Source organism: Pseudoduganella dura (genome assembly GCF_009727155.1).
In the GTDB taxonomy this organism is placed as follows: Bacteria; Pseudomonadota; Gammaproteobacteria; order Burkholderiales; family Burkholderiaceae_D; genus Rugamonas; species Rugamonas dura.
This window is the reverse complement of the sequence record NZ_WNWM01000002.1, coordinates 6,038,746-6,056,903: the sequence shown is the minus strand read 5'-3', so window position 1 is coordinate 6,056,903 and position 18,158 is coordinate 6,038,746. Positions and strand designations below refer to the sequence as shown.

At 69.0% G+C, this 18,158-nt stretch carries 16 protein-coding genes and 1 pseudogene; 8 read left to right on the top strand and 9 right to left on the bottom strand.

The genetic code is table 11. The features are described from left to right. Nucleotides 1–73 precede the first annotated feature (73 nt). Complete coding sequence (locus tag GJV26_RS26365) at nt 74–754, top strand: winged helix-turn-helix domain-containing protein (RefSeq protein WP_155711580.1); 681 nt, start codon at nt 74–76, stop codon at nt 752–754. After that, nucleotides 751–2,139 (top strand): sensor histidine kinase, encoded by a 1,389-nt coding sequence (locus GJV26_RS26360; protein WP_229419461.1) that lies wholly within the window; start codon nt 751–753, stop codon nt 2,137–2,139. The genes GJV26_RS26365 and GJV26_RS26360 overlap by 4 nt, the downstream gene beginning before the upstream one ends. Here GJV26_RS26360 and GJV26_RS26355 read toward each other — a convergent pair. From GJV26_RS26355 to GJV26_RS26340, 4 genes are all read right to left on the bottom strand, one after another. After that, entirely contained in the window at nt 2,111–3,664 is a 1,554-nt protein-coding gene (locus tag GJV26_RS26355; RefSeq protein ID WP_155711579.1) for a sensor domain-containing diguanylate cyclase, read from the bottom strand. The two genes, GJV26_RS26360 and GJV26_RS26355, sit on opposite strands and share 29 nt — an antisense overlap. Nucleotides 3,665–3,873: 209 nt before the next feature. Further along, nucleotides 3,874–4,614, bottom strand: a complete 741-nt coding sequence (locus tag GJV26_RS26350) for an LrgB family protein (protein WP_155711578.1) — start codon at nt 4,612–4,614, stop codon at nt 3,874–3,876. After that, nucleotides 4,607–4,954: a CidA/LrgA family protein gene (locus tag GJV26_RS26345; protein ID WP_155711577.1), complete on the bottom strand. Its 348-nt coding sequence runs from the start codon at nt 4,952–4,954 to the stop codon at nt 4,607–4,609. Before GJV26_RS26345 ends, GJV26_RS26350 begins: the two co-directional genes overlap by 8 nt. A 137-nt stretch (nt 4,955–5,091) precedes the next feature. Next, nucleotides 5,092–6,045, bottom strand: coding sequence for a LysR family transcriptional regulator (locus tag GJV26_RS26340; protein WP_155711576.1), 954 nt, complete (start codon nt 6,043–6,045; stop codon nt 5,092–5,094). Nucleotides 6,046–6,139: 94 nt separating this feature from the next. Between GJV26_RS26340 and hmgA the strand changes: the two genes are divergently transcribed. From hmgA to GJV26_RS26315, 5 genes are all read left to right on the top strand, one after another. After that, nucleotides 6,140–7,438 carry a homogentisate 1,2-dioxygenase gene (gene hmgA, locus GJV26_RS26335; protein WP_229427936.1) on the top strand — a complete coding sequence of 433 codons (1,299 nt, stop codon included), beginning with the start codon at nt 6,140–6,142 and terminating at the stop codon, nt 7,436–7,438. 8 nt (nt 7,439–7,446) lie between these two features. After that, a complete protein-coding gene (gene fahA / locus GJV26_RS26330; RefSeq protein ID WP_155711574.1) occupies nt 7,447–8,760 on the top strand; it encodes a fumarylacetoacetase in 1,314 nt (437 codons plus the stop codon). A gap of 122 nt (nt 8,761–8,882) precedes the next feature. After that, nucleotides 8,883–9,686: an alpha/beta fold hydrolase gene (locus tag GJV26_RS26325; protein ID WP_155712741.1), complete on the top strand. Its 804-nt coding sequence runs from the start codon at nt 8,883–8,885 to the stop codon at nt 9,684–9,686. A 4-nt stretch (nt 9,687–9,690) separates the two neighbouring features. Next, the gene (locus tag GJV26_RS26320; protein WP_155711573.1) at nt 9,691–10,194 is read left to right on the top strand and encodes a PAS domain S-box protein; all 504 of its coding nucleotides are present in this window, start codon (nt 9,691–9,693) and stop codon (nt 10,192–10,194) included. A 297-nt stretch (nt 10,195–10,491) separates the two neighbouring features. Beyond that, nucleotides 10,492–11,130: a hypothetical protein gene (locus GJV26_RS26315; RefSeq protein WP_155711572.1), complete on the top strand. Its 639-nt coding sequence runs from the start codon at nt 10,492–10,494 to the stop codon at nt 11,128–11,130. A gap of 52 nt (nt 11,131–11,182) precedes the next feature. Here GJV26_RS26315 and GJV26_RS26310 read toward each other — a convergent pair whose 3' ends face one another. Next, the gene (locus tag GJV26_RS26310; RefSeq protein ID WP_155711571.1) at nt 11,183–11,779 is read right to left on the bottom strand and encodes a M23 family metallopeptidase; all 597 of its coding nucleotides are present in this window, start codon (nt 11,777–11,779) and stop codon (nt 11,183–11,185) included. A 284-nt stretch (nt 11,780–12,063) separates the two neighbouring features. Here GJV26_RS26310 and GJV26_RS26305 point away from each other — a divergent pair, with 284 nt between their 5' ends. After that, complete coding sequence (locus tag GJV26_RS26305) at nt 12,064–13,350, top strand: vanadium-dependent haloperoxidase (RefSeq protein ID WP_155711570.1); 1,287 nt, start codon at nt 12,064–12,066, stop codon at nt 13,348–13,350. Here GJV26_RS26305 and GJV26_RS26300 read toward each other — a convergent pair. From GJV26_RS26300 to GJV26_RS26285, 4 genes and pseudogenes are all read right to left on the bottom strand, one after another. Continuing rightward, nucleotides 13,331–14,137: a class I SAM-dependent methyltransferase gene (locus GJV26_RS26300; RefSeq protein ID WP_155711569.1), complete on the bottom strand. Its 807-nt coding sequence runs from the start codon at nt 14,135–14,137 to the stop codon at nt 13,331–13,333. The genes GJV26_RS26305 and GJV26_RS26300 overlap by 20 nt on opposite strands. Before the next feature lie 122 nt (nt 14,138–14,259). Continuing rightward, nucleotides 14,260–16,587: a xanthine dehydrogenase family protein molybdopterin-binding subunit gene (locus GJV26_RS26295; RefSeq protein WP_216643169.1), complete on the bottom strand. Its 2,328-nt coding sequence runs from the start codon at nt 16,585–16,587 to the stop codon at nt 14,260–14,262. Nucleotides 16,588–16,597: 10 nt separating this feature from the next. Beyond that, on the bottom strand, nt 16,598–17,584 hold the full coding sequence (locus tag GJV26_RS26290; protein ID WP_155711568.1) for an FAD binding domain-containing protein: 987 nt from the start codon (nt 17,582–17,584) through the stop codon (nt 16,598–16,600). 49 nt (nt 17,585–17,633) lie between these two features. Then, nucleotides 17,634–18,107, bottom strand: a pseudogene (locus GJV26_RS26285) (2Fe-2S iron-sulfur cluster-binding protein); the annotation flags it as partial. Nucleotides 18,108–18,158: the final 51 nt, after the last annotated feature.

Genomic DNA, 18,158 nt, shown 5'->3' with positions numbered 1-18,158 from the left:
ACACTTTTTTCTGGATGACTTTTCCAGAAAAAGGTGTCGGACACCGGTTTTCCCGAAAGGCCCCCGCACAACCATGAAACTACTACTCGTCGAAGACAACGAGCGCGTGGCACGCTTCGTCAGGAAAGGCCTGACCGAAGCGGGCCACACCGTCGATCACGCCGACAACGGCCGCGACGGCATGTACCACGCCGTCAGCGAACCGTACGACGCGATCGTGATGGACCGCATGCTGCCCGGCGGGATCGATGGCCTGGCCATCGTCGAGGCGCTGCGCCAGGGCGGCAACCGCGTGCCGATCCTGATCCTGTCCGCGCTCGACGGCGTGGACGACCGCATCCTCGGCCTGAAGAGCGGCGGCGACGATTACCTGGTCAAGCCCTTCGCGTTCGGCGAACTGCTGGCCCGGCTCGATGCGCTGCTGCGACGCTCGCAGCACCAGGCGGTCGAAACGACGATGACCCTGGGCGACCTGACGGTGGACATGCTGGCCCACAAGGTCACCCGCGCCGGCAAGCCGGTCACGCTGCAGCCACGCGAATTCAAGCTGCTCGAATACCTGGTCCGCCATGCCAACCAGGTGGTCACCCGCACCATGCTGCTGGAGAACGTGTGGGACTACCACTTCGACCCGCAGACCAACGTGATCGACGTCCACATCAGCAAGCTGCGGCAAAAGATCGATGCCGGCTTCGGCAAACCCCTGCTGCGCACGGTGCGCAACAGCGGCTACATGCTCACCGACCAGCCATGACCATGGTGAGGCTGCCCGGCTTTTCCGCCCGCACCATCGCCATCGGCTATGCGCTCGTCAGCCTGGTGGTGCTGGCGATGTTCGCCGGTCCGCTGTGGTACGCGTGGCATACCAATATCCAGGAAGTGCGCACGGAGCTGATCGTCTCGGATTCGCAGCGGCTGGCCAACCTGTTCGAGCGCGGCGGGCCGTTCGCGCTGACCGCCGCCATCGACAGCCAGGTGGTCGGCACCAACGACGGCGTGCGCAAGATCATCCTCTTCATGGCGCCGAACGGCGTGAAACTGGCCGGCAACCTGCCCGGCTGGCCGGAAGGCTTGCCGGACCGCGACGGCACCGGTTCGGCCACGATCCGCATCGACGGCGCGGAGCGCCGGATCGAACTGGTGCGCGTGACGCTCGGCAACGGCTACCGGCTGCTCATCGCCAGCAACCTGAATCGCTTCGACGAACTGGAACGCCTGTTCGTCTACGGCCTGCTCGGCTGCGGCGCGGCGGTGCTGGGCGGTGCCGCGCTGGGTGGCGTGCTGATCCGGCGCGCGCTGCTCACCCGCGTGCAGGGCATCAGCCAGACCACCGCCGCCATCATCGAAGGCAAGCTGTCGCGCCGCCTGAAGGAACCGCGCGACGGCGACGAACTGCAGCTGCTGACCCGCACCGTGAACCGCATGCTGGACCAGATCGAACACCTGGTGACCGGCGTGCAGGATGTGTCGAACGCGATCGCCCACGACCTGCGCACGCCGCTGTCCGAACTGCGCGCGCGGCTCGAGGAGCTGTCCGTCACGCGGCCGGGCGAGGAAGAAACGTATGCCGAGATCGACGCCGCTATCAACGATGTCGACCGGGTGATGAAGATCTTCAATGCGCTGCTGCGGCTGGCCGAGATCGACAGCGGCAGCCGCCGCAACGGTTTCGTCCAGGTGGACGTGGCGAAGCTGGCGGCCGAGGTGGCCGAGTTCTATGCGCCGGTGGCCGAACTGAAGAACATTACGCTCGACTTCGCGCCGCGCGGCGCGCTGTGCGCCATCGGCGACCCGGTGCTGCTGGCGCAGGCATTGGGCAACCTGGTGGAAAACGCGCTGAAATTCGCGCCCGAAGGCGGCATGATCGCCATTTCCGCGCACCAGCCGCAGCGCGATACGGTGGAGATCCTGGTGGCCGACAACGGTCCGGGCATCGCCGAGGACGAGCGCCCGCGCGTCGTGGAACGGTTCTACCGGGGCGATGTCAGCCGCGGCACGCCGGGCGTTGGGCTGGGGTTGAGCGTGGTGTCGGCGGTGGCCCGGCTGCATGGCGGCGCCCTGCTGCTGTTCGACAACCGGCCCGGCCTGCGGGCCACGCTGCAGATCGCCGTCAGCCCGGCCGGCGGCACGCAGGGGTAGCGCCGCCTGGCCGCGTCGACGCGGCTTCGACACGATTTCGCCCCGCTTCCTTGGCGCGGTACAGCGCACCGTCCGCCGCTTCGATCAGGGCGCGGGCTTCATCCGCGTCGTCGGGAAAGAAGGAAGCCACACCGGCGCTGATCGTGACGATCCCGGCAGTATTGGCTTCATGCGGCAACGCCAGCGAGCGAACGGCGGCCCGCGCCGACTCGGCAACCTGCAAGGCACCGTCGCCGTCGGTACCGGGTAACAGGATCGCGAACTCTTCGCCACCGTAGCGCGCCGCCATGTCTGCGGGACGGTGGGCCGCGCTGCCGAGCGCGGCGGCCACGATGCGCAGGCAATCGTCGCCGGCGGTGTGGCCATGCATATCGTTGTAGCGCTTGAAGAAATCGATATCGACCAGCACCAGCGACACGCATGTGCCCTCGCGCGCCGCGCGCGCCGTCTCGGCAGCCATGCGTTCGTCGAAGTGCCGGCGGTTGTCCAGGCCGGTCAGCGCGTCGGTGCGCGCCAGGCGATCCAGCGTGGCGTTCTTTGCCTGCAGGTCGGCCTGCGCCAGCTGCAGCTGGTGCTGCAAACGCTGCTTGAGGCGAATGTGCGACACCAGCCAGCCGCCCAGCACGCATACCATTGCCAGCATGACGCCGATCGCGGCGCATTCCCGCCGTGTCACCTCCCACCAGCTGGCCAGGATTTCCTCCTTCGCCAGCGCCGCCACCACCATCAGCGGATAGTCTTCCACGCGCCGGTAGCTCATCAGCCGCTCGGTCTGGTCGAAATGGGCCTTGAGCATGGCGGTACCGCGCGGACCGCTGCGCTGCGCGAACGCAAAGAACGGGGTACCGGCGGCAGAGGTACCGATGAGGCCCTTGCCTGCCGGACGGCCAGCCACGACCGTGCCGTCGGCAAGAGCCAGCATCAGGCTGCCCTGCTTGCCGACTGAAAAACGATCATAGTATTGCTCGAAGTATCTTACCGGGATCGTTGCCAGCACGATGCCGGCGAAGCGGCCCTCGCGATCGTTCCAGCGGCGCGACAGCGTGATGACCCATTCGCCGGTGATCCGGCTGACGATGGGCGGCCCGATGTGCAGCTCGCGATCGGCACGCAGGCGGTGATGGTCGAAATAGGCGCGACCGGCCGCGGTGACGCCCCTCGCCCAGTGCGCGTCCGTGGCGACCAGCAGTGCGCCACGCGCGTCGTGCACGAACAGGCCCTGCAGCGCCGAGTTCTTCTTGTTCAGCCGCGTCGTCAGGTAGTCCTGCAGGCGCCCCTGCTCGCCCGGCTCGATGCCATCCGTCTCCACCCGCTCGACGATGCCGTCGAGCAGCCACGAGACTGTGTTCATCGCACCTTCGACATGTTCTTCGGCGGCCTGCGCCACGTTCTCCACCGCGATGCTGTTCTGCGCGAGCAGACTCCTATAGGCGGTGTGGCGACTCCAGGCTTCGAGGACGACCAGGAAGATGGTGAGCGCGATCAGGCACCATGCGGTTGCCCGTGCCGTGGATATGCGGGACATGCGCCGAATGCCGGCAACGGGCGCGCGGCGCAATAGCAGATTGCGGAGAATGTGACTGGACGAGGACACGGCGGGCCGAAAAAACAATAAACGGGGTTTCGGCGTTTTTTCGGCCGTCGAGCCGGCAGAATATCACGGCGCCATGGCGCTGCAATAAGTAACGCAATCGTTGTAGCTCAAGAGCAACAAAATGGCGGCGGTGCGGTGTCCTACACGCCCAGCCAGCGCAGCACCAGCGGGATGAGCCATGGCGCGAGCAGTGCCGTCAGCACGCCGTTCAGGCCCATGCCCAGGCCGGCGAACGCGCCCATCTCGGCACTGACCTGGAACGCCCGCGCGGTACCGATGCCGTGGGAAGCGACACCCAGCGCGAAGCCGCGCACCTCGTGGGAAGCGATCTTCATCCAGCCGAACAGGAAGCGCGCCGTCACGGCGCCGAAGATGCCGGTACCGATCACCATGACCGCCGTCAGCGACGGCAGGCCGCCCAGCCTTTCCGACACCGCCATCGCGATCGGCGTGGTGGCCGACTTCGGCCCGATCGAACGGGCCAGTTCTGCGGTGCCGCCGAAGGCGACGGTGATGCAGACCGCGGAGGCGATGGCCGTGGCGGAGCCGCACACCAGCGCAAGGCTCAACGGCCCCAGGGCCTGGCGCAGGCGCGGCAGCTGGCGTACCAGCGGCACGGCCAGCGCCACGGTGGCGGGCCCGAGCAGGAAATGCACGAACTGGGCGCCGGCGAAGTAGCGCTCGTAGGACATGCCGGACAACCACAGCACCCCGCACACCAGCGCGATCGCGATCGCCACCGGGTTGGCCAGCGGCGAGAAGCGGCAACGGGTATAGATGGCCTGGGCCACCGCGTAGGCGCACAACGTGACCGTCAATCCCAGCAGCGGCGATGCGGACAGGTAGACCCAGAACGAGCGCAGTTCGGCCAGCTCAAGCATCGGGGCCTTTCGGGCTTGCCGCGCGCAGCACCAATGCCGTGACGGCCAGCGTGAGCACCGTGCTGCCGATCATCCCCGCCAGCAGCGCCAGCCAGTGGCCGCTGCCGCTCGAAGCGGCGGCGACGATGCCGACGCCGGCCGGCACGAACAGCAGCGACAGATGCCGCAGCAGTTCGTTGGCATCGGTTTCGATCCTGCGTTGCAATGCCGGCGCCGCGAGCAAGGCGCCGAACAGCAGCAGCATGCCGGCAACCGGCCCCGGGATCGGCAGGTTCAGCACATACACGATGCCCTCTCCCACGCATTGGAACAACAGCAAAATGGTAAAGCTGACGAGCATCGTACCTCCTGGCGGTTGGCGCGGGGCGGGAGGGCGCGGGCCGCACCGCTGCGGCGTGGCGCCAGGCCCGATGCGGCGGCGCCCCGGCCGGTCGCGCAAAGCCGTCAGGGTAACAGGATCGCCGCCCGCCAGCCAGATCAGGGGAACGGCCTGGCGCCCGGCTGTCCCGAACCAGCCTGCTCTCCGAAAGCGTCCACCACGAGCGTGCGCAGCCAGCGATTCCCCTCGTCCTGGTTGTAGCGCCGGTGCCAGAACACATTGGTCTGCAGCGCCGCCAGCCGCAGCGGCGATTTCACGAAGACGAGCCCGAACGGCGCCGCGGCCCGTTCAGCCAGCTTGCGCGGTACCGTGACGACCAGGTCGGTCGCGCCGACGATGTAGGGCGCGGCCGAGAAATGCGGTACCGAGAAGCTGGCCGATGCGAGGATGCCGGCTTTCTGCAGCGCGGTGTTGATGCGGTCGTACGGGCTTTCCAGCGCGGCCACGACCAGGTGCCGGGCGGCGGTGAAGCGTTTCATCGTCAGCGGCCCGTCAGCCAGCGGGTGGCCGGCGCGGAACAGGCTCACGTACTCCTGCCGGAACAGCCGGCGCTGGTACAGCGCGCCGGGCGCGTCGTCGAACGCGCCGATGGCGAGGTCGATCCTGCCCGCCTCCATCTCGGCCCGCAGGCCGGCATGCTGGTCGCCCATCGCGGCCCGCACCGAGGCGATTTCCACGCCGGGCGCCAGGGCGCCGCACAGCTCGATCAGGCGGGGCATGAAGTACACCTCGCCCACGTCCGTCATCGCGATGTTGAACCGGCGGCGGCTTTCCGCCGGCATGAAGGGCTGGGACGGCGTGAGCGCCTGTTCCAGGTGCGACAGCGCCGCCGCCACCGGTCCGGCCATGCGCTGCGCGTACGGCGTGGGCTGCATGCCGGCGGCGGTGCGCACGAACAGCTCGTCGCCGGTGGCGCGGCGCAGGCGCGCCAGCGCGTTGCTGACGGCCGACTGGGTCAGGCGCAGGCGGCGCGCGGCGGCGGAAATCTGCCGTTCGCGGAACACTTCCTGGAAAACGACCAGCAGGTTCAGGTCCAGTTCGCGCAGTTCCATCGCCCCTCTATTGATAACGTAAATATCGCACATTTTCGCATTCACAACGCAAATGGTCTACATTGCCGGTCATGCACCGCACCGAGGAGACCACGTGAACACGACCGATCCGCATCCGGGCTACCTGTCCGGCTTCGGCAACGAATTCGCCACCGAGGCCCTGCCCGGCGCCCTGCCGCGGCACCGCAATTCGCCCCAGCGCGCAGCCTATGGCCTGTATGCCGAGCAGTTGTCCGGCACGGCCTTCACGGCACCGCGGGCGCACAACCGCCGCAGCTGGCTGTACCGCATCCGCCCGGCCGCCGTGCACCAGCCGTTCACCCGGCTCGACAATGGACGGATGGTCGGCCACTTCGGCGACGTGGCCGTGCCGCCGAACCAGCTGCGCTGGGACCCGCTGCCGCTGCCGCCACCCGACCTGCCCACCGATTTCATCGACGGCTGGGTGACGATGGCCGGCAACGCGGGCGTGGCGATCCACCTGTATGCCGCCAACCGGCCGATGCGCGACCGCTTTTTCTACGATGCCGACGGCGAACTGCTGGTCGTGCCCCAGCAGGGCCGGCTGCGCATCGCCACCGAATTGGGCATCGTCGACGTGGCACCGCAGGAAATCGCCGTCATTCCGCGCGGCGTGCGCTTCCAGGTCACGCTGCCCGACGGCGAGGCGCGCGGCTACATCTGCGAGAACTTCGGCGCCCTGCTGCAACTGCCTGACCTGGGCGTGATCGGCTCGAACGGCCTGGCCAACCCGCGCGACTTCCTGACGCCGCAGGCGGCCTATGAGGACCGCGAAGGCGATTTCGAGCTGGTGGCGAAGTTCGCCGGCAACCTGTGGCGCGCGGCGATCGGCCATTCGCCGCTCGACGTGGTCGCCTGGCACGGCAACTACGCGCCGTACAAGTACGACCTGCGGCACTTCAACACGATCGGCTCGATCAGCTACGACCATCCGGACCCGTCGATCTTCCTGGTGCTGCAGTCGCCCAGCGACACGCCGGGGGTGGACACGCTGGACTTCGTGATCTTCCCGCCGCGCTGGCTGGCCGCGGAAGACACGTTCCGCCCGCCCTGGTTCCACCGCAACGTGGCCAGCGAGTTCATGGGCCTGATCGCCGGCGAGTACGATGCCAAGGCCGAAGGTTTCCGGCCGGGCGGCGGCAGCCTGCACAACTGCATGAGCGGGCACGGCCCGGATGCCGCCACGTTCGACAGGGCCAGCGCGGCCGATACGACCCGGCCCCACAAGGTCGACGCGACGATGGCGTTCATGTTCGAAACGCGCGATATCATCCGCCCGACCGCGCAGGCGCTGGCATCGCCGCAGCTGCAGGCGAATTACCATGAATGCTGGGCCGGCATCGGCAAACATTTCAACGCATCGAAGGCATAAGGCGGCAAATGAGCATGCAACTGAACGAAACCCACGATCCTTCCCTGACCAGCTGGGTCGCCTCGGCCAACGATGCCGGCAGCGACTTCCCGATCCAGAACCTGCCGTTCGGCGCGTTCCGGCGCGCCGGCAGCGCCGAGGCGTTCCGCGGCGGCGTGGCCATCGGCGACCAGGTACTCGACCTGGCGGCGCTCGGCGCGGCGGCCACGGCGTTCACGGACGAGGCCCGCGATGCACTGTCCCTGGCCAACCGCGACTCGCTGAACGGGCTGATGGCGGCCGGCCCGGCGGCATGGTCGGCGCTGCGCCTTGCGCTGTCACGCCTGCTGCGCAGCGGCGCGGAGCAATTGCCGCAGGCGCTGGTGCCGCAGTCCAACGCCGAGTTCACGGTGCCGGCCCGCATCGGCGACTACACGGATTTCTACACGTCGATCCACCATGCCACCACCGTCGGCCGCCTGTTCCGGCCCGACGAGCCGCTGCTGCCGAACTACAAGTGGGTGCCGATCGGCTACCATGGCCGCGCGTCCAGCATCGGCGTGTCCGGCCAGTCGTTCCCGCGCCCGAAAGGGCAGACCCGTCCGGCCAACGGCGCCGCCGAGCCGCACTTCGGCCCGTGCCGCCGCCTCGACTACGAGCTGGAGGTGGGCGTCTTCATCGGCACCGGCAATGCGGACGGCGACTCGATCCCGGTCGCCGAGGCGGAGGCCCACGTGTTCGGCCTGTGCCTGCTGAACGACTGGTCGGCGCGCGACCTGCAGGCGTGGGAGTACCAGCCCCTGGGGCCCTTTCTCGCCAAGAACTTCGCGACGACGATCTCGCCGTGGATCGTGACGACGGAAGCGCTGGCGCCTTACCGCGCGGCGTGGACGCGCGACGCCGCCGACCCGCAGCCGCTGCCTTACCTGGACTACCCGGCGCTGCGCGACAGCGGCGCGTTCGACATCGAACTCGAAGTGCTGCTGCGGACGGCCGCCATGCGCGATCAGAACGTGCCGGCGGCGCCGCTCTCGCGGTCGAACTTCCGTGACGGCTACTGGAGCGTGGCGCAGATGGTGGCGCACCACACCGTCAATGGCTGCGGCCTGAGGCCGGGCGACCTGCTCGGCTCCGGCACGATGTCCGGCCCGGAACCGGAAAGCGCCGGCTCGCTGCTCGAACTGTCCGGCGGCGGCAAGACGTCGATCATGCTGCCCAACGGCGAGCAGCGCACCTTCCTCGAGGATGGCGACACGGTGGTGCTGCGCGGCCGCGCCGTGCGCCCCGGCCTGCCGCGCATCGGTTTCGGCGAGGCCGCCGGCACCGTGCTGCCGGCGCGCTGACCGGCGGCTGCCGCGCCGGCGCCGGGCTGCCCGGCCGCCGTCGCGGGCAAGCCTGCTACACTGGCTTCATGGCGCCTGCATGACGATGCGCGATCTTGCCGATCGGTCCGGTCGAGAACATGATGAACGTACAGCAACGCAACAACGTGAACGCATGGGGCAGCGGTCCGGCCACCCTGCTGTTCGCCCATGGCTTCGGCTGCGACCAGTCGGTGTGGCGGTTCCTGCTGCCGGCCTTCGAAGGCCGCTACCGGCTCGTGGCGTTCGACGCCGTCGGCAGCGGGGGTTCGGACTGGGGCGCTTACGACCGCGGCAAATACGGCACGCTGCACGGCTACGCGACGGATGTGCTGGAAATCGCAGATGCCTGCACCAGCGGACCGGTCGTGTTCGTGGGCCACTCGGTGGCGGCCATGGTGGGGCTGCTGGCCACGATCCGCGAACCGGATCGCTTCGTCGCGCAAATCATGGTCAGCCCGTCGCCATGCTTCCTTAACGACGGTGACTACCGCGGCGGCTTTTCGCCGGCCGATATCGAAGAGCTGCTGCAGACACTGCAGGACAACTTCCAGGGCTGGGCGCGCGCCATGGCGCCGGCCATCATGGGCACCCCCAGGCAGCCCGAGCTCGGGCAGGAGCTGGCGGGCAGCTTCTGCCGCAACGACCCCGCGATCGCCGCGCATTTCGCCCGCGTCACCTTCCTTTCCGATCACCGCGCCGACCTGCCCAGGTCGGCCGCGCCGGCGCTGATCCTGCAATGCACCGAGGACATGATCGCGCCGCGCACGGTGGGCGACTACACGCACCGCGCAATGACCGGCAGCGAACTGCGGCTGATCGACAATATCGGCCACTGCCCGCACATGAGCGCGCCGGCCGCCAGCGCGCAGGCAATGGCACCGTTCCTCGCACGCGTGACCGGCTGACGCCATGGACGTTCCGCCACGCTCCCAGCCATCGCCAGCGCAGCTGTTCGAGCACGCGGCGTGCGGCCTGTTGCTGACCGATGCCAGCGGCGCGATCCTGCAGGCGAACCGCACCAGCGTGACCTGGCTGGGCTATTCACGGCAGGAACTGACGGACGGCATGCGGCTGCAGGACCTGCTCAGCATCGGCGGCCGCGTGTTCTACCAGACACATTGCGAGCCGCTGCTGCAGCTGCGCTCCACGGTCTCCGAGGTACAGATCGATCTCGTGCGGCGCGACGGCCATCGCATGCCGGCGCTGCTCAACATCGACCGGCACCGCGGCGACGCCGGCGTGCTGGATCATGTGGCGATCTTCGTCGCCAACGGCCAGCGCGCGTACGAACGCGAGCTGCAGCGGGCACGCGCCGCGACCGACGAAGCCCTGAAGGCCCGGCTGGAGGCGGAAGAAGCGCTACGCAGGCTGGAGCGTGAGCTGGAGAACGCGCTGCGCCGCCGGGACGATTGAGCCACGCACCTCCGTACGGCGCACGGCGCACGCAACCCTGCGGGCTCCGCTCGATTACGGCGCGGGGCAGGGCCGCCTGCGCAGGAATTCGCCACCCGCGCTGCTCATCAGGCGACGATTGGAGACAAGCGCGCGACAATGCAAGACAGACGCGGGCCCCAGGCGAGCGCAGCATAGCTGTTGTCCTGGCAGATCGCCAGCCAATGCATCGTGACCGCTGGCGCCATGTATCGGGCTCCCCCCGGCGCACGTCGTAGCGTCATCCGGGAACGACCGATACCCACATGGAGGCTTGCCGTGAAACTGATCCCATCGATGTTGTGCTCAGCCATCGCCCTGTCCGGCTGCCAGGTAGTACCGAACCCGTCGGACACCACCACCGCCAGCATGCGCTTTCGCATTCACTATGCGACGCCCGGCCTGAACACGCCGAAGATCGAAGTCGAAACCCCCAAGGCCAAGCCCGGACAAATCGGCGCCATCTCGATATATGCCAACCGGTGCGTCTACGTCAACGAACCGTTCGGCATCGTCGCCAACGTGTCGGACAGCGACGGCGTACGCTCTGTCAGGATCGGTCCGTCGGCTTTCCCGTTCGATGCCGTCAGGGCCCGTAATGCCGCGGGGGATACGATCGCCATTCCTGCGCCTGCCGAACCGACCCAGGAGAGTTCCACGGGAACCATCCCCAATCCGGGCAGCAAGCCGGATAGCCCGATCGTCAGCGTGGAATACAGCACCACGAAGGCGTTCACCGACGTTACGCTGCTCACCGTCTACGAGTTCCGAGGCAGTGCCACCAAGGCGCAAATGCGTGCCACGGCAACCAACTGGGGGGCATCCACGGGCGTGGCCGAAGTGTATGGCTTCTCCGTGGAAAAAGCGCAGCCTTCCCATCCTGCCCGGCAGGCAGGCATGGCCTGTTCCGTGCCTTGAGGCATCAACGGCTGCTGCGGGAAGCGCGCGGTCGCGCCGCACCTGTGTCCAGTTATCGGCCCGGGCGCTCCCGACTCAAGCACTCCATCTGCCGGGCGGAAGCTCGCCCGTTCCCTGCCGTGGCGGCAGCCATTTCGCAGCGCAACAGCGGATAGGGATTGATCGCGCCGCCGAGGTCGTACACGCCGTAATGCAGGTGCGGCGGCGTGCCCTTCGCGTTGCCGGAATCGCCGACGTAACCCAGCACCCGGCCGGCCTGGATGCGCGTGCCCGCCGCCACGTCCGAATACCGGTCGAGGTGGGCATAGTAATGACGCTGGCCGCCCGGCCCCATCACCCACACCACCAGGCCGCCGAGGCGATTGGTGCCGACCTGCGCGACAATGCCTTCGGTACTCGACAGCACGGGGGTGCCGCGCCTGGCGAAGATGTCGATGCCTTCGTGCCTGCGGCCCTCGCCGCGTGCGCCGCCCCAGGTGTCGCGCAGTGCACGCGGCCGCACGCCCTCGACCGGCACCGGAAGGGCCTGCGGTTTGGGCATCGCCGCCAGGCGCACCGCATAAGTGGCACGCTCGATGACCGGCCCCAGGAACTCGTAGCCCAGGACCAGGACGATGGCAACCACGAGGGCTTGCAGGAACTTTCGCATGTCGGTTTCGACTGGTTGAGGATAGTCGACAGATGGGGGCGGGACGGCGCATTCCCATATCTGGCCGTCACGCAGTCCCATACAAAATGACGACAACTGGAGACACCGCGAGCCGCGCAACGGGCGCAATATAGTTGTTCGGGCCGCTGCACCGGCAATCGCGCGTGAATGCTTCATTCACCGAAGAGCCGGCATGCAATCGTCCAGGTCCTGCATTTCGCTTGCCGTTCGTGCCGGCTGGGCACCGGCGGACGCCCGCGCCCCATCCTCGAAAGGACATCGCCATGCGTACCGCGTTTCTCCGTTTGCTTGCCGCGATCGCGGTCATGACATTCCCGTATGCCGCCAGCGCGCAGCCGGCCCCGGCCGCGCGCGTGGTGCTGGCGGCCGACAGGACCAACGCGATCGCCTACTGGCACGATACCGCCGCTGCCACCGTTACCGCGAAGGTCCAGGCGACGGCGACCGAAGCGGAACGCTATGCCGCCTTCCCCGCCGACATGGCGACGCTGCACCTGGCGATGTATGACGCGGCCATGGCGATCGATCCGCGCTACCGCCCGTTCCTGTTCGTCCCGTCACGTCCTGACGGCAGCGCGTCGCTCGACGCGGCAACCGGCAGCGCGGCCTATGAGGTGCTGCGCGCGCTGTTCCCGAGCCGCGCCGACCAGTACTGGCCGGCGCACGACCGGTTCATGGCGGCAATCCCGGACGACGGCGCCAAGGCGCGCGGGATCGCTTTGGGCAAGGCTGCCGCGGCGGCACATCTGGAACGCCGGGCCGCGGATGGACGGGGAACCGCGCTGCCCGGCTATTCGGCGCACGATGCCCCGGGCAGGTTCCGCGGGAAGGATCCCATCAACCGCTTCTGGCCGTCGATCAGGCCATTCACGCTGGCGACCGTCGCGCAGTTCCGCCCGCCGCCGCCGCCCGCGCTCGACAGCGCCGAGTATGCGGCCGACTTCAACGAAGTGAAGGCGCTGGGCGGCATTCGCAGCACGCGCCGCACGGCGGAGCAGCTGGAGACCGCCCGCTTCCACTCCGAGCCCCCGCCATCCTACTTCACCCGCAACTTCGGCCGCTTCGCCCGCACCACGGCCGATTCCGTGGAGGCAGCGCGCCTGATGGCGGCGATCTACACGAACTATGCCGATGCCATCGGCGCCTGCCTGGAAGCAAAGTATCACTACGACGCATGGCGGCCACAGAGCGCGATCCCGCTGGCGGAAACGGACGGCAACCCGGCTACGGCCGCCGATCCCGCGTGGCTGCCCTTGCTGCCCACCCCGAACCACCCCGAATATCCGGCCGCGCACTCGTGTTCGGCCGCCACGCTGGGCGAACTGCTGCGGCAGTATTACGGCACCGACCAGGTCACGTTTACCTGGGACAGCAAGGTGACCGGCACGGTACGCACCTACCGGGACACCGACGCACTGGCCGAGGAAAGCAGGATGGCGCGCGTCTATGGCGGCATGCACTTCCGCTATGCCACCACGGCCGGCGCGGAACTGGGCAGGAAAGTCGCGGCGTGGACGATGGCGCATGCCTTCATGCCGCAACCCAAATGACGTGGGCGCGCATCGCGCCTCTGATCGGGCCCTTGCCGAAACGCCGTTCCAGATGCGCGGCCGCCACGACCGCCGCCGTTACCGGATCGCCGGCGCGCGCTTCGATCTCGTTGCGCAGCGGCGTACCCTGGCAAAAGCCCGCAGCCACATCGGCCGCACTGGCGGCACGGCCCTGCAGCGTCACGGTCTCGATGTCCGGCGGCGATGCGAATCCGGCCGCCGCCAGGTCGCGCGCGATCGCCGCCTTGTCGTGGTAGCCGTGCGGCGTGCGCGCGAAAAAGCGCGGCGGGTCGCCCGGAAACAGCTCTTCCATCGAGGCCTGCACCGCGGCGGCGAAGGCATTGGCGGGCAGCGCATCCCACACGTTGAACAGCAATCGTCCGCCGGGCAGGAGCACCCGCCGCGCCTCGGCGAACGCCCGCCGCTTGTCGGGAAAGAACATCGCGCCAAACTGGCACACCAGCAGGTCGAAGCCGGCATCGTCGAACGGCAGTTGCATCGCGTCGGCAGGCTGCCACGAAACCTGCGGCAGGGCGGCCGCGGCACGGCCCACCGCCAGCATGTCCGGATTCAGGTCTGTCGCCACGATCCGGGCCGACGGCAGTGACGCGGCGAGCTGCCGGGTGACGATGCCCGTTCCGGCGGCGATTTCCAGCACCTGCCGCGGTGCCAGCGCCACGGCGCGGCGTGCCAGGTCGAGCGCATACGGTTCGAACAGCAGCGGCACCAGGTAGCGTTCGTAGCAGCGCGGGAGCGGGCCCGCGAATCGCGCGTCAGCGGAGGTCATGACTGGCCTTTCTTCGCCCCGGCCGGACGGTTGCAGCGGGGTTGTACACGGCAAACATCACGCCCGACCCGGCACGCTCGCCGCGCTGGCGCATGCCTGATCGTGCCGTGGAGCGCCATCCGTCACCCCAGCAACTTGTCCAGCGTGATCGGCAACTCCCGCACCCGGATGCCGCAGGCGTTGTGGATGGCATTGGCCACGGCGGCGGCGGTGCCGGTGATGCCGATCTCGCCGATCCCCCGCGCGCCGGCCGGTGCGTGCGGGTCGGGAATGTCGGTCCACATCACGTCGATGTGCGGCACGTCGAGGTGCGCCGGCACGTGGTAGTCGGACAGGCTCGGGTTCATCACGCGGCCGTTGCGCTCGTCGAACTGCGTTTCCTCCATCAGCGCCATGCCCAGGCCCATGATCATGCCGCCGCGGAACTGGCTGGCGGCCGTCTTGGCGTTCAGGATGCGGCCGCAGTCGAACGATCCGAGCAGGCGGGTCACGCGCGGTTCGCCGGTGACCGCGTTGACGCGCGCCTCGCAGAAGATCGCGCCGGTCGAATGCATCGACCAGTGCTGCAGTTCCAGCGGCGGCGGTGCCTGTCCTTCCACGCGCATCTCGGCGCGGCCGGCGCGGGCCAGCAGCGCCGCGTAGGTTTCGAAGCGGGCCGGGTCGCCCGCCTTGCACAGCCCCGTTTCCTGCCCGCGTCGATGGCCGCGCACCTCGTCGAAATGCAGGCCGTCCAGCAGGGTGCCCGCGCCGCCGAGCCGCAGCAGGTCGGTAAACAGCGCGCGCAGCGCGACGACCACGGCGCGGCCGATCGACGCGGTCTGCTGCGAGCCGCCGGCCAGCACCACGCCGGGGAATGCCGAATCGCCGTAGGCCACCGTCACGTTCTCCAGCGGCACGCCGAGCCGCGCGGCCACGAGCTGCGCCTGCACGGTGGCGGTGCCCATGCCCATTTCGTGGGCCGCCACTTCCACCCGCACCGCGCCATCGCGCGTGAGCGTGATGCGCGCGGCGCCGCCGGGCATGCGATAGTACGGATAGGTGGCGGTGGCGCAGCCCATGCCGACGAGCCATTCGCCTTCGCGCCGCATGCGCGGCCGGTCATGGCGCTCCTTCCAGCCGAAGCGCTCGGCACCCATCCGGTACGCATCGAGCAGGTGGCGCGACGAAAACGGCGTGCCCTTGGTCGGGTCCCTGTCCGGTTCGTTGCGCCGCCGCAGCCCGATCGGATCGATGTCGAGCTGCCCTGCCAGTTCGTCGATGGCGCTTTCCAGCGCGAAGGAACCGACCGATTCGCCCGGCGCGCGCATGAACGTGTTGGCCAGCATGTCCATCTTCGCCGCCTGCACGTCGAGCCTGAAGCTGCCGGCGGAATAGAGGGAGCGGGCGGGCATGATGAACGGCTCGGGCATGTTGTTATGGGCCGTCATCACGGCCGTGCCAGTGTGGATCAGCGCCGTGAAGCGGCCCTCGTTGTCCGCGCCCAGCGCCACGCGCTGCTCGGTCAGCGTGCGGCCGCCCACCGTCCGGTACACGCCCTCGCGCGACAGCACGATGCGCACCGGCCGCCCGGCCAGTTTCGCCGCGGCGGCCGCCAGCACCTGGTGCTGCCACAGCGCCTTGCCGCCGAAGCCGCCGCCGACGAACGGCGACGTGACGTGCACCTGGCTTTCCCTGAGCCCGAACACCTGGGCCAGCGACCACGCCGTGTGCGCCACCGCCTGGGTGGCGTCGTGGATGCGCAGTTCGTTGCCGTGCCAGGCCACCGTCGCCGCGTGCAGTTCGATGGCGTTGTGGTTCAGCCGGGGCGTGCGATAGACGGCATCCACCCGGTGCGGCGCGGCCGCCAGCGCCGCTTCGGCATCGCCGATTTCCACGTTCAGGGGCTCGCCCTGGAACACGGCGTCCTCCGTTCCGCGCGCCATGGCTTCGGCCAGCGACGTCACGGCCGGTTCCTCGTGGTAGGCGACACGCACCAGCGATCGCGCGTGGTCGGCCTGTTCCTGCGTTTCGGCCAGCACGAGGGCCACGGGCTGGCCGTTCCAGTGCACGGTGTCGTCCTGGAATACCGGCAAATTATCGCCGCCGGCGGCCTTGGGTTTGCTGAGGAACATCGGCACCGGCTTCATCGGCGGCGCGTTCCGGTGCGTCATCACCAGCACCACGCCGGGCGCCGCTTCCGCCGCCGCGGTGTCCAGGGTGGCGATACGGCCCTTCGGGATCGTGCTGTGGACGAGCGCGGCATACGTCATCGCATCGAGCGCGAATTCTGCCGCGAACGGCGCTTCGCCGCGCACTTTCCGGGCGCCATCCACGCGCGAGACGGGCGCGCCGATCAGTTCGTGGGCTTCGCCGGCAAGCGGATCGGGCATGCCGCCGGGAATGAACGCATCCGGCGCCGCTTCGACGGCCTTCTGCATCGCCGCCTGCACGGCTTTCTGGAGAAAATTCATCGATGCCTCCTCAGGACCGGTTGTCGACGAGGCCGCCCAGCACGGCCACGATGGCGCGCCGTGCCAGGTCGACCTTGAACCCGTTGTCGCGCAGCGGCCGCGCATTGGCCAGCTCGGCGGCCGCGGCCGCGTCGAACAGCGCTTCGGTGGCCGCGCGCCCCCTAAGCATCTGTTCGGCGGCGGTCGCACGCCACGGCCTGTGGGCCACGCCGCCCAGCGCCAGCCGCACGTCGCGCACGATGCCGTCGTCCACGTCGAGCGCGGCGGCCACGGACACCAGCGCGAACGCATAACTGGCCCGGTCGCGCACCTTGCGGTATTCCGAGCGCGCCGCGAACGGCAATGCCGGCACTTCCACCGCGGTGACCAGTTCGCCGTGCTGCAGCACGGTATCGCGTTCCGGACGGTCTTCGGGCAGCCGGTGGAAATCGGCCAGCGCCACGGTGCGGCTGCCGTTCACCCCTTGCAGGTGGACGACGGCATCGAGCGCGGCCAGCGCCACGCACATGTCGGAAGGATGCGTGGCCACGCAGTGCGCCGAAGCGCCCAGGATCGCGTGCATGCGGTTGAAGCCGTCGATCGCATCGCAGCCCTGCCCCGGCGCGCGCTTGTTGCAGCGCGCGCCGTCGTGGTCGTAGAAATAGGCGCAGCGGGTGCGCTGCAGCAGGTTGCCGCCCACGGTCGCCATGTTGCGGATCTGCGCCGAGGCGCCGGCGGTGATCGCCCGCGTCAGCATCGGGAAACGGGTGCGCACCGCGCGGTGCTCGGCCACCGCCGTGTTCTTCGCGGCGGCACCGATCAGCAGGCTGCCGTCGGGCCGTTCCTCGATCGTATCGGACAGCCCGGTCACGTCGACCAGCATCGCCGGATGCTCGATCGTCACGCGCATCAGGTCGACCAGGTTGGTGCCGCCGCCCAGGTACTTCGCGCCGGCCACGTGGCCCTGCTGCACCGCGTCGGTCGCGTCGGCGGCGCGGGCAAAGGCGAACGGGGTCATGAGGCCCCCGCGCCCTGGATTCAGTGACAGCGTCGGTAACGGCGGCGACGATGCCGTTGTAGGCGCCGCACCGGCACAGGTTGCCGCTCAGCCGTTCGCGCACCTCGTCGTGGCTCAATGCCACGCTGTCCGCCGCCAGGTCCGCGGTGACGTAGCTGGGCACGCCGCGCCGCAGTTCGGCCGCCATGCCCAGCGCGGAACAGATCTGCCCCGGCGTGCAGTAGCCGCACTGGAAGCCGTCGTGCTCGATGAATGCCTGCTGCAGCGGGTGTAGCGCGCCCGCCGCTGCCAGCCCTTCCACCGACGTGACCGAACGCCCGGCATATTGCACCGCCAGCGCCAGGCACGACAGGATGCGGTGCTCGCCGTCCACCAGCACGGTGCAGGCGCCGCACGCGCCCTGGTCGCAGCCCTTCTTCGTGCCGGTGAGGTGCAGGTGCTCGCGCAGCAGGTCGAGCAGCGACACGCGCGGGTCGGGGGGCAACGGCGTTTCAGCGCCGTTGATCGTGATGGTGGCGGGCATGGACGGCTCCTTCGGGTCGGACGACGAAATGGAGGGAACCGGCACGGCACT

What these genes read in the sequence shown, in the direction of transcription:
- GJV26_RS26320 (WP_155711573.1), top strand. Translation starts at nt 9,691, where the DNA reads ATGGACGTTCCGCCACGCTCCCAGCCATCGCCAGCGCAGCTGTTCGAG.
- GJV26_RS26290 (WP_155711568.1), bottom strand. Translation starts at nt 17,584, where the DNA reads ATGACCCCGTTCGCCTTTGCCCGCGCCGCCGACGCGACCGACGCGGTG.
- GJV26_RS26355 (WP_155711579.1), bottom strand. Translation starts at nt 3,664, where the DNA reads ATGTCCCGCATATCCACGGCACGGGCAACCGCATGGTGCCTGATCGCG.
- GJV26_RS26350 (WP_155711578.1), bottom strand. Translation starts at nt 4,614, where the DNA reads ATGCTTGAGCTGGCCGAACTGCGCTCGTTCTGGGTCTACCTGTCCGCA.
- GJV26_RS26365 (WP_155711580.1), top strand. Translation starts at nt 74, where the DNA reads ATGAAACTACTACTCGTCGAAGACAACGAGCGCGTGGCACGCTTCGTC.
- GJV26_RS26310 (WP_155711571.1), bottom strand. Translation starts at nt 11,779, where the DNA reads ATGCGAAAGTTCCTGCAAGCCCTCGTGGTTGCCATCGTCCTGGTCCTG.
- GJV26_RS26325 (WP_155712741.1), top strand. Translation starts at nt 8,883, where the DNA reads ATGAACGTACAGCAACGCAACAACGTGAACGCATGGGGCAGCGGTCCG.
- GJV26_RS26305 (WP_155711570.1), top strand. Translation starts at nt 12,064, where the DNA reads ATGCGTACCGCGTTTCTCCGTTTGCTTGCCGCGATCGCGGTCATGACA.
- GJV26_RS26345 (WP_155711577.1), bottom strand. Translation starts at nt 4,954, where the DNA reads ATGCTCGTCAGCTTTACCATTTTGCTGTTGTTCCAATGCGTGGGAGAG.
- GJV26_RS26340 (WP_155711576.1), bottom strand. Translation starts at nt 6,045, where the DNA reads ATGGAACTGCGCGAACTGGACCTGAACCTGCTGGTCGTTTTCCAGGAA.
- GJV26_RS26360 (WP_229419461.1), top strand. Translation starts at nt 751, where the DNA reads ATGACCATGGTGAGGCTGCCCGGCTTTTCCGCCCGCACCATCGCCATC.
- GJV26_RS26300 (WP_155711569.1), bottom strand. Translation starts at nt 14,137, where the DNA reads ATGACCTCCGCTGACGCGCGATTCGCGGGCCCGCTCCCGCGCTGCTAC.
- fahA (WP_155711574.1), top strand. Translation starts at nt 7,447, where the DNA reads ATGAGCATGCAACTGAACGAAACCCACGATCCTTCCCTGACCAGCTGG.
- GJV26_RS26295 (WP_216643169.1), bottom strand. Translation starts at nt 16,587, where the DNA reads ATGAATTTTCTCCAGAAAGCCGTGCAGGCGGCGATGCAGAAGGCCGTC.